Source organism: Aeromonas sp. FDAARGOS 1404, assembly GCF_019047085.1.
Classification (GTDB): Bacteria; Pseudomonadota; Gammaproteobacteria; order Enterobacterales; family Aeromonadaceae; genus Aeromonas; species Aeromonas veronii.
Window position 1 is genome coordinate 301,372 of record NZ_CP077237.1, and the last position, 12,756, is coordinate 314,127.

Annotated in this window: 11 protein-coding genes and 1 pseudogene; all 12 read right to left on the reverse strand. The window is 62.4% G+C overall.

What is annotated here, in order from left to right; translation table 11 throughout:
• Nucleotides 1–130: 130 nt before the first annotated feature.
• The gene (gene tyrR, locus I6L34_RS01350; protein ID WP_005333656.1) at nt 131–1,678 is read right to left on the reverse strand and encodes a transcriptional regulator TyrR; all 1,548 of its coding nucleotides are present in this window, start codon (nt 1,676–1,678) and stop codon (nt 131–133) included.
• 148 nt (nt 1,679–1,826) lie between these two features.
• A pseudogene (locus I6L34_RS01355) lies at nt 1,827–1,916 on the reverse strand (4a-hydroxytetrahydrobiopterin dehydratase); the annotation flags it as partial.
• Nucleotides 1,917–1,945: 29 nt separating this feature from the next.
• Complete coding sequence (locus I6L34_RS01360; RefSeq protein WP_019444917.1) at nt 1,946–2,284, reverse strand: 4a-hydroxytetrahydrobiopterin dehydratase; 339 nt, start codon at nt 2,282–2,284, stop codon at nt 1,946–1,948.
• A 63-nt stretch (nt 2,285–2,347) separates the two neighbouring features.
• On the reverse strand, nt 2,348–3,142 hold the full coding sequence (gene phhA, locus I6L34_RS01365; protein ID WP_115521826.1) for a phenylalanine 4-monooxygenase: 795 nt from the start codon (nt 3,140–3,142) through the stop codon (nt 2,348–2,350).
• A 153-nt stretch (nt 3,143–3,295) separates the two neighbouring features.
• Entirely contained in the window at nt 3,296–4,726 is a 1,431-nt protein-coding gene (locus I6L34_RS01370) for a gamma-aminobutyraldehyde dehydrogenase (protein WP_216955419.1), read from the reverse strand.
• Between the two features lie 29 nt (nt 4,727–4,755).
• Nucleotides 4,756–5,583, reverse strand: coding sequence for an ABC transporter permease (locus I6L34_RS01375; RefSeq protein WP_005352644.1), 828 nt, complete (start codon nt 5,581–5,583; stop codon nt 4,756–4,758).
• 35 nt (nt 5,584–5,618) lie between these two features.
• Nucleotides 5,619–6,587, reverse strand: coding sequence for an ABC transporter permease (locus tag I6L34_RS01380; RefSeq protein ID WP_005346227.1), 969 nt, complete (start codon nt 6,585–6,587; stop codon nt 5,619–5,621).
• Nucleotides 6,584–7,597 carry an ABC transporter ATP-binding protein gene (locus I6L34_RS01385; protein ID WP_139708577.1) on the reverse strand — a complete coding sequence of 338 codons (1,014 nt, stop codon included), beginning with the start codon at nt 7,595–7,597 and terminating at the stop codon, nt 6,584–6,586. Before I6L34_RS01385 ends, I6L34_RS01380 begins: the two co-directional genes overlap by 4 nt.
• Nucleotides 7,598–7,740: 143 nt before the next feature.
• Nucleotides 7,741–8,886: an ABC transporter substrate-binding protein gene (locus tag I6L34_RS01390; protein ID WP_115521822.1), complete on the reverse strand. Its 1,146-nt coding sequence runs from the start codon at nt 8,884–8,886 to the stop codon at nt 7,741–7,743.
• 197 nt (nt 8,887–9,083) lie between these two features.
• Nucleotides 9,084–10,007 (reverse strand): LysR family transcriptional regulator, encoded by a 924-nt coding sequence (locus I6L34_RS01395; RefSeq protein WP_005346246.1) that lies wholly within the window; start codon nt 10,005–10,007, stop codon nt 9,084–9,086.
• Between the two features lie 190 nt (nt 10,008–10,197).
• Entirely contained in the window at nt 10,198–11,229 is a 1,032-nt protein-coding gene (locus I6L34_RS01400; RefSeq protein WP_216955421.1) for a YcjF family protein, read from the reverse strand.
• 53 nt (nt 11,230–11,282) lie between these two features.
• Nucleotides 11,283–12,689, reverse strand: coding sequence for a YcjX family protein (locus tag I6L34_RS01405; protein ID WP_058056957.1), 1,407 nt, complete (start codon nt 12,687–12,689; stop codon nt 11,283–11,285).
• Nucleotides 12,690–12,756 lie beyond the last annotated feature (67 nt).

Sequence of the window (12,756 nt, forward strand, 5' to 3'; positions counted from 1 at the left end):
AACCCAGATAGTAAGTTGGCTGACACTGGCCTGACAAGTCTCACCCCGCCATCATCTACCGAGTTCGTGTAAAGAAAACGGAGAGCCCGTCTGGTAACGGGCTCTCTGGTGGCAGGCAGCAAGGTGGAAATCACTTCTTGCTGATGCCGTATTCTCGCAGCTTGTTGGCGATGGCGGTATGCGACACGCCCAGGCGTTTGGCCAGCTGGCGCGTCGACGGGAAGGCGGGATAGAGCCGGGCCAGCAGCTGGCTCTCGAAGCGCTTCACCGCATCGTCGAGATTCCCCTCAAACCACTCGTCGATCAGCGGCATGGTATCGGCCGCCACCGGCAGATCGATCTGCTCGGGCCCCAGCTCATCCCCTTCCAGCAGGGTCATGGCGCGGTAGAGACAGTTGCGCAGCTGGCGCACGTTGCCCGGCCAGCGGTAGGCGGTCAGGTAGTCGGCCATGTTGCGGGTAAAGCGCGGACGGGGTCGCTGCAACTCGCTGGCAAAGCGGGAGACAAACTGCTGGGCCAGCACCATGATGTCTGCCTTGCGCTCGCGCAGGGGGGGCAGCGCCAGACTGAGCACGTTGAGGCGATAGTAGAGATCCTCGCGGAAGGTTCCTTCGTGCACCAGATCCAGCAACTGCTTCTGGGTGGTGCAGATGAAACGCACGTTGACCTTCACCTCCTGCTCGTCACCGACCCGGCGGAATACCCCATCCTGCAACACCCGCAAAAACTTGGTCTGCAGATGGGGAGACATGTCGCCGATCTCGTCCAGCATCAGGGTGCCGCCACTCGCCAGCTCCAGCACGCCGCGCTTGCCCTCGGTGTTGTTGCCAAAGGCGCCGGGGGCATAACCAAACAGCTCGCTCTCGGCCACGTTATCCGGCATGGCGGCGCAGTTGAGGGCCATAAAGGGGTGGCTGGAGCGCAGGCTGGCACCGTGACAGGCACGGGCCAGCAGCTCCTTGCCGGTGCCGGTCTCACCGACGATGAGCAGCGGCGCATCCTGCATCGCCAGTTTGCGCGCTTGCGACAGCACCTCTTTCATCTTGGGGCTCTCGGCCTGCAGATGCTCGAAGCCCCCCACTTCCACCGCATGAAGCGCGCTGAAGTGCAGGCCGACCCGACGGGCAGATTTGAGCACCACCACGGCCCCGGCCAGCGCCTGCTTGCCGCGGGCTTCTGCCACGAACAGCGGCATCAGATCTGCCAGATACTCTTCGCCATTGAAACTGAGCTTGCAGGTCTGCGGCTTGATCTCGCTCGCCTCCAGCCAGCGGGTGAAGGAGAAACCCTTGACCAGCGAACCGAGCGCCACGCCGCGTACCTCCTCCACCGGCAAGCCGAGGGTGGTGAGGGCAGACTGGTTGGCCTGGGTCACCTTGCCCTTGCTGTCGAGGGAGAATACCAGATCCGGCAGCGCCTTGAGCAACGCCTCGATCTCGTGATGCTCTCGCTCGGAGGGCATGTAGGGGATGGTCTTGACGTCGTAGACGCCGGGAATGCGGCGGATCTCCGGCATCAGGTGCTGAAAATCACTGAACTCCAGCTCGGGAAAGTTGAGATAGATGATGCCTGAGGTATCGATTTCGATGCCGCGCAGATCGATATTGTGCTCCACCAGGCGGTCGAGCAGTTCCCGGGTCAGGCCCAGGCGGTCTTCACAGCTGACTTCAAGACGCATTCGGGACACACTTCCTAGCTAACTCTATGAATGAGCGGATAATACAGTCTCGATCCCCCCAGTGCGAGCGCCAGCCCATAAAAATGCGGGCCTGCCCCGCTTTCGCAGGCAGGCCCGGGTCAACCGATGACGCTGGTGTGGGGCGCGATTACCGGAGCAACTGATCGGTGCGCGCCGCCATGATGAAGTCGTTGCGATGCAAACCGCCGATCTTATGCATCCACCAGCTGACGATCACCATATCGCTCACTGGATGAGTGGTGGCGTTCACTTCAGCAGCTCATCCGTGCGTGCAGCCATGATGAAGTCGTTGCGGTGCAAGCCGCCGATCTTGTGGGTCCACCAGCTGACGGTCACCTTGCCCCACTCGGTCAGGATGGCCGGATGATGGAACTCCGCTTCCGCCAGCTCCCCCAGGCGGTTGGTAAACGCCAACGCCTCCTTGAAGTTGCGAAACGTAAATTCCCGCCGCAGTTGCAGCGCCCCCTCCTCCACCAGCGGCTGCCAGTCGGGAATAAGCTGCATCAGCTCGCGCAGCTCCTCATCGCTCACCTTGGGGGCATCGGCGCGACACGCTTCACACTGCTGGCTGGCCAGTTCGGACATGGGTTACTCCTGCTTGAATTAATGAAAAATTAATGAAAATGAAATAGGGTTGTTTGCTTTTGGTCAGCTCGCCTGTTTGCCAGCGGGAACCTCAAAGCGCGGCGGATAGAGGCCAAGCCGACTGGCCTCGGCCAGAGCAGCCATGATCTCCTCCCCGGTCAGCTGGTAGAGATGATCGAGACTCGGCAGCACAAAATAGGTGGGCTGCATGATGTCGATGCGATACGGGGTGCGCAGCACAGTCAACAGATCGAAGGGTTGCAGCAGCGGCTTGCCAGAAAGGGCATAAGCTGTCTCGCCGATGGAGGAGAGAATGCCGCCACCGTAGATACGCAGCCCGTCAGGCGTCGCCAAGAGGCCAAACTCCACGGTGAACCAGTAGAGCCGCGCCAGAAAAACCCGCTGCTCCTTGCTCGCCTGCTGGCCAAGCTGGCCATAGAGGTGGGTAAAGTGGGCAAAGGCCGGATTGGTCAACATGGCGCAGTGGCCGAAGATCTCGTGAAAGATATCCGGCTCTTGCAGGTAGTCGAGCTCGTCCCGGCGCCGGATAAAGGTGGCCACCGGAAACTGGCGATTGGCCAGCAGGGCGAAGAAGCGATCGAACGAGATAAGTGCAGGTACTGCCGCCACCGACCAGCCGGTCGCAGGCTGCAAGACGGCGTTGATCTCGGCCAGCTGGGGGATGCGATCACGGGGCAGCCCCAGTCTGTCGAGACCGGCCAGATACTCGTCACACCCCTTGCCATCGAGAGCGGCGAACTGACGTTCGATCAGGATCTGCCAGGTGCCGTGCTCTTCGTTGCTGTAGTGGATCACCCCGTCAGCATCCGGCTGGTGGGCGGTGTAGAAGGTTGCCATAGCGGTTCCATCCTCTGGCGCCATATCAAGGCGCCTTGCCGTTTCATCACGGTTTCACTGTAACGAAATGGCAACAAAAAAAGCAGCCGACCCATGAGTCGGCTGCCTGAAACAGTTGTAAATAAATTGTGACAAGCCGCTAACCAATCCCCACTACAACTTGACCATGATATGGCGCGGCACAGTGTAATCCTCCAGTGCATAGAGGGAGAGATCCTTGCCGTAGCCAGACATCTTCATGCCGCCGTGGGGCATCTCGGAGGTGAGCATGAAGTGGGTGTTGATCCAGGTGCAGCCATATTGCAAGTGGCTGGCCACCTTGCTGGCGAGGCTCAAATCCCGGGTCCAGACCGACGAGGCGAGGCCATAGTCCGAGTCGTTGGCCCACTGCACCACCTGCTCGGCATCGTTGAAACGGGTCACCGACACCACGGGGCCAAACACCTCGCGGCGTACGATCTCATCCTCCTGACGGGCCCCGACAATCAGGGTCGGCTCGAAGAAGAAGCCGTTGCCGGGACGGATCTTGCCCCCCGCCGTCACCTCCACATGACCGCTGCTCTGGGCCCGCTCGACAAAGCTGGCGACCCGGTTGCGCTGTCTGTCCGAGATAAGCGGCCCCATCTCAACCCCCTCCTCGTACTGGCTGCCCACCTTGATGGAGGCCACCGCATCGGTCATGGCGGCGACGAACTTGTCGTAGATCTTGCCCTGGGCATAGATACGGCAGGCGGCGGTGCAATCTTGCCCTGCATTGTAGAAACCGAAGGTGCGAATGCCCGCCACCACCGCCTCCAGATCCGCATCGTCGAAGATGATCACCGGCGCCTTGCCCCCCAACTCAAGGTGGGTACGCTTCATGGTGCGGGCGGCGCTCTGCAGGATCTTCTGACCGGTGGCGATATCGCCGGTGAGCGACACCATCCGCACCAGCGGGTGCTCCACCAGCGGCGCCCCCACGCTTTCCCCCCGCCCGCAGATGACGTTGATAACCCCACGGGGGAAGATCTCGCTGGCCAGTTCGGCAAGACGCAAAGCGGTGAGCGGGGTCTGCTCGGAGGGTTTGAGCACCACCGTATTGCCCGCCGCCAGCACCGGCGCCATCTTCCAGGCCGCCATCATCAGCGGGTAGTTCCAGGGGGCGATACTGCCCACCACCCCGATGGGATCGCGGCGGATCATGCTGGTGTGCCCCTCGATATACTCCCCCGCCAACGGCCCTTGCAGACAACGGGCAGCCCCGGCAAAGAAGCGGAAGCAGTCCACCACCGCAGGCAGCTCGTCGTTGAGTACCGCCAGATAGGGTTTGCCGCAGTTGAGGGATTCCAGCGCCGCAAACTCCTCGGCGTGGCGCTCGACGAGATCCGCCAGACGCAGCAGCAGGTTGCTGCGCTGGGCCGGGGTGGTGCGGCTCCACTGGGCGAAGGCGCGCTGGGCACCGTTCACCGCCCGGTTCACCTGTTCGAACGAGGCTTCGGGTACGGCGGCGATCTGCTCGCCGTTGGCCGGGTTGAGAATGGGTTCGGCCTGCCCCTCGCCGGTCACAAACTGGCCATCAATCAAGAGTTGGGTAGAGAGTTTCATGGTTGCATCCTTGCGCACGCGTTGAGTCATCATTTGCCACTGCCAGCGACATCATGGGTGTCGCGAGTGAGGTAGTAGGCAAGCAAAATGGGAATAGTGGTGAAGGCCACTATGATGAGGGCCACCACGTTGGTGACCGGCCTGTCACGGGGACGGATCAGCTCCTGATACATCCAGATGGGCAGGGTGGTCTGCTGGCCCGCAGTGAAGGTAGTGACAATCACTTCGTCAAAGCTCAGGGCAAAGGCCAGCATGCCCCCCGCCAGCAGCGCCGTGGCCAGATTGGGCAGGATCACGTAGCGCAGGGTCTGGAAACCGTCGGCCCCGAGATCCATCGACGCCTCGATGAGGCTCTGGTTGGTGCGGCGAAAACGTGCCAGCGCATTGTTGTAGACCACCACCACACAGAAGGTGGCGTGGCCGATAACGATGGTCCAGAAGCTGAACGGGATCTCCATCAGGCCGTAGGCCGAGCGCAGCGCGATACCGGTGACAATACCGGGCAGCGCGATGGGCAGCACCAGCAAGAGCGACACCACTTCCTGACCGAAGAAGCGGCTGCGGGCAATGGCCCCTGCCGCCAAGGTGCCGAGGATCATGGCTGCCAGCGTCGCCAGCCCCGCGACCTCCAGCGACAACTGGATGGCACGCCACACATCGGGGCGATTGAGGGTCACCTCGAACCACTTGAGGGTGAGCCCGGGGGGCGGAAACTGGTAACTCTTGCTCTCGCTGGTGAAGGCGTAGAGGAAGATAAACAGAATGGGAAAGTGCAGGAACAAGAGTCCACCGATGGCGGCGTACTTGAGCAGGCCCGAAGGGCGCTCTCCCTGACGGCTCACTGAGCTAGCTGACATGACGGCCTCCTTGCTGCCGGTTCAAAGCGATAGGGTCAAAGCGCATCAAAGGCTCCTAACCGTTTCGCAATCGCCAGATAGATGGCGATGATAAGGATCGGCACCAGCGAGAAGGCGGCGGCAAAGGGCAGATTGCCCGCCGTTCCCTGCTGCATGTAGACCACCTGACCGATATACATGGTCGAGTTGCCGATGATGCCGGGGATGATGTAATCACCGAGGGTCAGCGAGAAGGTGAAAATGGAGCCCGCCACCACACCGGGCAACGCCAGCGGCAGGATCAGGTTGCGAAAGGTCTGGGCGGGTGTAGCCCCCAGATCGCTGCTCGCCTCCAGCAGGGATCGCGGTATACGCTCCACCGCCGCCTGAATGGGCAGGATCATGAAGGGCAGCCAGACATAGACGAACACGATAAAGGTGCCGAGCCGCGAGAAGGAGAGCGACGGGCCACCTATCACCGGCAAGGAGAGGATGGCATCGAGCAGCCACTCCAGCCCCATGCTGTCGGCCAGCCAGCTCACTACCCCCTCCTTGGCCAAGATCAGCTTCCAGGCGTAGACCCGCACCAGATAGCTGGACCAGAGCGGCAGCATGATCCCCACATAGAACAGCGCCCGGGTCTTGCCACTGGTGTAGCGCGCCATGTAGTAGGCCACCGGAAAACCGAGCAGGGCGCAGGCCAGGGTCACCAGCAGCGACATGCCGACGGTGCGGCCGATCACATCCAGATTCTCCGGCCGCAGCAGGGCGACGAAGTTTTGCAGCCCCAGCTCGTGGCGCACCTGACCGCTGAACTCGTCCAGCCCGAACAGAGAGTTGGAGAGCAGCATCAGCAAGGAGCCGACATAGATGATGCCGAGCCACAGCAGCGGCGGCCCCAGCAGGATCGCCAGCAGCAGGCCGGGCCGACCATAGAGCAGGGTCGAGAGGCGCCGCAGCGGCCTGAAACGGGCAGGTTCGGGCTGATGGTTCATGGCAAGACTCGCACTGTGAGGGGCACTCATGGCTGCGCCCCCTGATGGGCGCCGCTCAGGCGATGGATAGCCTGCTCCGGCCAGCTGAGGCTGACCCTGCTGCCACGCGCCAGACGGGCCTGCCCCTCATTGGGGTGGTTGACGATGATCTCGAGCTGCTCCCCGAGATCAACCCGATAACGGACGAAGGGACCCAGATACTCCACCTCGCGGATCTCCCCCGACCAGCCCGGCGTGCCCGCCTCAGCGAGCCGGATCCGCTCCGGGCGCACCATCATCTGGCTGCCGTCGCCGCACAGCCGTCTGGCCTGCTCCCCTTCGAACAGATTGACGGTACCGACGAAGCGGGCCACAAACGGCGTCGCCGGAGCGTCGTAGATAGTATCGGGCGCAGCGATCTGCTCGATCTTGCCCTGACTGAAGATGCAGATCCGGTCGCTCATGGAGAGCGCCTCCTGCTGATCGTGGGTGACGAAGATAAAGGTGATGCCCAGCTGGCGTTGCAACGCCTTGAGTTCAAGCTGCATCTGCTCGCGCAGTTTAAGATCGAGGGCCCCCAGCGGCTCATCCAGCAGCAGGATGCGTGGCTGGTTGATAAGCGCCCGGGCGATGGCGATGCGCTGGCGCTGGCCGCCGGAGAGCTGGCTCGGGCGGCGCTTGCCGACCCCGGGCAGTCGCACCAGTTCCAGCATCTCGTCCACCTTGCGGTAACGCTCCGCCTTGGCGACCCCCTTGAGCATCAGGCCATAGCCGATGTTGTCGCGCACATCCATGTTGGGAAACAGGGCATAGTCCTGAAACACGGTGTTCAGGTTGCGATCATAAGGCGGCACGGTGGAGCAGGGTTCGCCAAACAGGCGGATCTCCCCGTCGCTCGGGTACTCAAAGCCCGCGATCATCCGCAGGCAGGTGGTCTTGCCGGAACCGCTCGGCCCCAGCAGGGTAAAGAATTCCCCGGAGGGGATCTGGAAAGAGATGTCATCGACCGCCTTCACCTCGCCATAGTGGCGGCTGACCCGGTCAAATTGTACGGCGTTCATGGGGCGTCCTTGTCTGTGCTGGGATGGGCCGGACTCCTGTCCGGCCCGCTTGATTATCCGCTCTCGGCAGTCGTGCAGAGGAGGCGCAGCGCCCCTGCCGTTGGCAAGGTGGCAACGGTTCCGACCACCTTGCTCACCCCGCCTTAGCGGCCGCCCAGAATGGCGATATAGTCGGAAACCCAGCGGTAATAGGGCACGCAAGTTCCCTGGCTCTTGCACTGGGAGACCGGAGTGCGCCAGAAGCGAACCCGATCGAAGTTGTCGATACCGTTGGTTTTGCACCCGGTCGGGCCCAGCAGGGCATTGCCCTCACAGGCGGCAGGTACCACAGGCACCGAGCCAAACCAGGCGGCGAGATCCCCCTGCAGCTTGTTGCTCAGGGAGTGCTCCAGCCACTTGTAAGCGCAGGTGAGGTTCTTGGCATCGCTATGCACCATGCTGGTATCGGCCCAACCGGTCACTCCCTCTTTCGGCACAGTGGTGGCGATGGGCTGCTTGTCGGCGATCAGGGCATTGGCCTGGAACGGCCAGGAGCCTGACGCGACCACACCTTCGTTCTTGAAGTCATCGATTTGAACGAAGGCATCATGCCAGTAGCGTCCCACCAGCTGGCGCTGCTTGCGCAGCAGATCGAGGGAGGCCTTGTACTGATCCTCGTTCAGCTCGTAAGGATCCTTGATGCCCAGGGCAGGCTGATGGGTCATCAGATAGAGGGCGGCATCGGCGATGTGGATCGGGCCGTCAAAGGCCTGCACCCGCCCCTTGTTGGACTTGCCATCCGCCAGGGTCTGCTCCTCGAACACCACGTTCCAGGAGTCCGGTGCCTTGGGGAACACCTTGGTGTTGTACATCAGGATATTGCCGCCCCACTGGTAGGGCACGCCGTAGTGCTTGCCATCCACAGTGTGCCAAGGGGCATTTTGCAGCCGGGGATCAATCTTGCTGTAGCTCGGGATGAGCGCCAGATTGAGCGCCTGCACCTTGCCACCGGCAATCAGACGCAGACTGGCATCGCCGGAGGCGGTCACCAGATCGAAGCCCCCCTCGTTCATCAAGGCCACCATCTCGTCCGAGGTGGCCGCCGTCTTGACGTTCACCTTGCAGCCGGTCTCTTTCTCGAATCCGGTCACCCAGTCGTAGTTCTTGTCGGTCTCGCCACGCTCAACGTAGCCAGCCCAAGCCACGATATTGAGCTGGCCTTCACCCTTGCCGAGCTCGGTCGGGGCAGCCTGGGTCTGGCCTGCCAGCAGCGCCGGAACAAGAGCCAGCATCAGAGGGGTCAATTTCATCATGCACTCCTTGCATTGTGTTGACTTGCATCAGGTGAAGGAACGCCACCATGGGCGTTAACATCCTGTTAACCAGCAATGAGCTTAGGGGAGTAGCAATACGATGAATATTTCAATTTTTGGTGGCTCAGGTATCAGCTAAATCGATATCGAGTGCAGATGAATCTGATTTTTGGTGGCTACCCCGTAAGAGATGGCTAGCGAGGGAGCGCCTGACGGGCCCGCAACCGGCTCTGATCCCGTGCGATATCGATAAATTCCCGCGCCGTCCAATCCAGCCGAGAACCACGGCGCCACACCAGCCCGATATCGATGGCGGGAATGGGCTCCTTGATGGGGCGCGCCTCGACCCGCTCCTGCTCCAGCGACCAGGGGCGATAGGCAAAATCGGGCAGCAGGGCGACCCCGAGCTGGCTTGCCACCAGACTGCGCACAGCCTCCACCGACGCGGTGCGCAGCACGATACGGGGGGAGATGCCGTAGCGACGCAGGCCGCCACCGATGATCTGATCCAGCTGATCGGCGGTCAGCGAGATCATCGGCTCCTCCCCCAGTGCGGTGAGCGAGAGGGTCGACTCGGCGCAGAGCGGGTGGTTGGCGGCCAGCCAGAGCCGCAGCGGCGAACGGGTCAGCAATTCGGTATCAAACGCCTCTTGCCGGATGGTGCGGTTGGTCATCAGGATCCCCACATCCACCTCGCCATTGACGATCTGGTGCTCCAGAAAAGGCTGTTCATCCTCCTTCACCTCAATCTGTACCGCCGGAAAGGCACGGCGAAAGCGGCCAAGCGCCTCTGAGAGGTAGTAACCCGCCACCAAGGTGGTCACGCCGATGGTGAGTCGCCCCTGATCCTGCTGGGCCACCGCTTTGAGGGAGTGGCTCGCCTCGGTCATGGCGCCGAGAATACGGCGGGCGTGGAGCAAAAACTGGTGGCCCTGAGTGGTGAGGGTGACGCCGCGCGGATTGCGCTCGAATAGCGGGGCGCCGAGCTCGGTCTCCAACTCGCGAATGGCGCTGGTGACCGCCGACTGGGATATATGGAGCTCGGCTGCGGCACGACTCACTGAGAAGCTGTCGGCCACGGCCACAAAATAACGGATCTGGCGAAAGGTAAAGTTCATCGGGCATCCTTGCCGATTGGTACTATTGGTGTGATTGGTAAGATTGACTGCCAGCTTAACCGTAAACGGGCGTCTCGCCAAAACCGGGCACTGCTGCCAACTCAATGATCTGCCGATGAAAACTATGCCCCTGTGGCTTGGCGAGCACGACAGGGGCATGGGTCATCGCAGCAAGGAGCAGACAGGGCTATCAGGATTTGTTGAGATACCCCGCCAGCTGGCCGATCAGCCGCTTGCGCAGCTCGCCGAGTTTGGGTTTCTCGTCCGCACACCAGGGCAGCGGGCGGCACGCCTCTATAGTACGCAGGCCAAGGCGAGCAGTGAGCAGCCCGGCCCCCACCCCTTGCGCCGCGCGGGCAGAGAGCTTGGCGGCAAACTCGGCGCCCAGCAAGTCCATCCCTACCTCGGTCACCAGCTCGGTTGCACCGGCGTAGAGCATGTTGCGAAACACCTGACGGATGAGGCGTATGCGGCTCCAGTAGCCAAGTTCGATGGCGTAGACATCGGCGATATCCTCGATCATCCGCAGGTTGCGCCACAGCATCAGCATCATGTCGACGGTGGCGAGCGGGCTGAGCGCCACCAGAACAGCGGCCTCCCCCGACCATTTGGCCACCCGCGCCTGGGCCAGCTTGTCGCGCTCGCCGAGCACCAGCTGGCTGTAGAGGGTCAGCACCTCCCGATCGCTGTGGCTCTCGTCGAGCTGGACCAGCCAGGTCTGATACCCCTCGCGCCCCTTGTCGCCACTTTTGACCGCCAACCCTTCGCAGAAGGCTTGCCCCTGCCCGACCCCCTGATGGGCCAGCAGATCTTCTGCTCGCGAGCGCACATCCTGGCGCCGCTTGAGGGTGCGCAGGCGCAGCCACTCGCGCCCCACCACGCTGGCGGTCCCCGCCGCCACCAGCGCCGAGGCCGCCAGCCACGCGCTGCCCCAGAGCGGGGTGGTGAGGAATTGATCGTAAAGAAAGACGCCATACTGGCCCAACGAGAGCAGACCGACCGCCCCCAGCCCCCACGCCAGTAGCCGATGGCGGCGTCGCGGTTTGCTGACGAGGGCGCTCTCCACCTCGGTGAACTCGTCCAGCTCGTCGAGGCGCTCGAAACTCGCCTCCTCCAGCCGCTGGGCTGGTGCGGGCGGTCGCTCGTCACTGGCCACCGTCAAGGCAGGCTCAAGGATCACCTTGCCCTGCAGCGGTGGCCGCTCTTTTATCTGATCGTTCATCGCATTGTTCTCCTGTGCGCAGCCTTCGGCTCAGGTGCCAAGACCGCACACCGTTATTCGAGGTGATCCCCGAGCAGAAACTCCAGCGCTGCATCGAGCCGGATATGGGGCAGCGCCTGATGGGGGCTCATGGGCATGGGGCGAAACGCCTGAAAATCAAAACCCTGACTGTTCCACCACTGCGCAGGCGGAATATGGGGCGGCACCTCCCCCGGGAACAGCAGCAGCGGCTCACCGCTCAGGCTGGTGCCACGGATGGCCGGGAACTCGCGGCCATTGGCCACCCCCTTGCCAACTTCCGTCGCCTTGATGGCGGCGAGCGCCAAGCACTCAGTGGTGATCCCCTCAAAACGAGCCTGACCGCGACCGCTGCGTACCAGATGCTGGAGCAGGGAGACCATGGGCGCATGCTGTTCGGGGGTGACGTGATCGGCCTTGCTCGCCACAAAGAGCAGCTTGTCGATACGGGGCGAAAAGAGTCGCCGCCACCAGTTGCTCTTGCCGTAGGCAAAGCTCTCCATGATGCGGGCGATGGCCTGCTGCATGTCGCCAAAGCTGGCCGCCCCGGCGTTGAGGGGCTGCAGGCAATCCACCAGCACGATCTGGCGATCAAAACCGGCAAAGTGCTGCTCGTAGAAGCCCTGCACCAGATGCTGTTTGTACTGCTCGAAGCGCTGCTTGAGGGTGGCGTAGAGGGTGCCATCGGCAGGCTCGCTGGCAGGCATATCCCACACCCAGGGGACAAACTGCAGCATGGGGGCACCGGCATACTCCCCCGGCAACACGAAGCGACCGGGTTGAATAAGGTGCAATCCCAGCTCCTGTTTGCAGGCATGCAGATAGGCGGTGTAGCGCTCGGCAAGCTCAGCCACCGGCCGCTCTTCGAAGCGCTGATCGACCTGCCACCCGGGTGTCAGCCAGCTGGCGGCAAGTGCCTGCAGCTCTGGGCGACGAAGCTGCTCGCGCACCTGTTCGCTCCACTGCTCGTAGCTCATCTCCAGCAGCGGCAAGTCGAGCAGCCACTCCCCGGGGTAGTCCACCAGATCCACGTAGAGGGTGGAGATCTCCCCCAGATGTTTGCGCAGGGGATGACGGGTGCGATAGCGGATTTCGAGGCGCACTTCGGCCACCCCGCGGGTGGGCTCGGGCCAGGCAGGTGGATCGCCAAACAGGGAGTCGAGGCCACGCTCGTAGGCAAAGGTGGGGATGTGGGCATTGAGCTGCGGCACCCGGCGGGCGCCGAGGATGCGCCCCTGACGCAGGGCATCCCACAACGGCAAACGGCCATCGATGGCCGCGTGTTCCAGCTGGTTGACCAGCGCCGTGATAAAGGCGGTTTTGCCGCTGCGAGAGAGGCCGGTCACCGCCAGCCGAATATGGCGATCCCGCACCCGGTTCACCACGTCGTTCGCCTTGTGTTGCAGGCGAGTCAACTTCTGTTCCAGTTTATTGAGTATCAAGGCTTGACCCGTTCTCCCTTGGTGGTTGCATCTGGATAGCTGGTGTCGATGGTGGCGCATCACGGGA

Bases quoted from the DNA above. Each gene is read 5' to 3' on its own strand.
- tyrR (WP_005333656.1), bottom strand. From the start codon at position 1,678: ATGCGTCTTGAAGTCAGCTGTGAAGACCGCCTGGGCCTGACCCGGGAA.
- I6L34_RS01360 (WP_019444917.1), bottom strand. From the start codon at position 2,284: ATGTCCGAACTGGCCAGCCAGCAGTGTGAAGCGTGTCGCGCCGATGCC.
- phhA (WP_115521826.1), bottom strand. From the start codon at position 3,142: ATGGCAACCTTCTACACCGCCCACCAGCCGGATGCTGACGGGGTGATC.
- I6L34_RS01370 (WP_216955419.1), bottom strand. From the start codon at position 4,726: ATGAAACTCTCTACCCAACTCTTGATTGATGGCCAGTTTGTGACCGGC.
- I6L34_RS01375 (WP_005352644.1), bottom strand. From the start codon at position 5,583: ATGTCAGCTAGCTCAGTGAGCCGTCAGGGAGAGCGCCCTTCGGGCCTG.
- I6L34_RS01380 (WP_005346227.1), bottom strand. From the start codon at position 6,587: ATGAGTGCCCCTCACAGTGCGAGTCTTGCCATGAACCATCAGCCCGAA.
- I6L34_RS01385 (WP_139708577.1), bottom strand. From the start codon at position 7,597: ATGAACGCCGTACAATTTGACCGGGTCAGCCGCCACTATGGCGAGGTG.
- I6L34_RS01390 (WP_115521822.1), bottom strand. From the start codon at position 8,886: ATGAAATTGACCCCTCTGATGCTGGCTCTTGTTCCGGCGCTGCTGGCA.
- I6L34_RS01395 (WP_005346246.1), bottom strand. From the start codon at position 10,007: ATGAACTTTACCTTTCGCCAGATCCGTTATTTTGTGGCCGTGGCCGAC.
- I6L34_RS01400 (WP_216955421.1), bottom strand. From the start codon at position 11,229: ATGAACGATCAGATAAAAGAGCGGCCACCGCTGCAGGGCAAGGTGATC.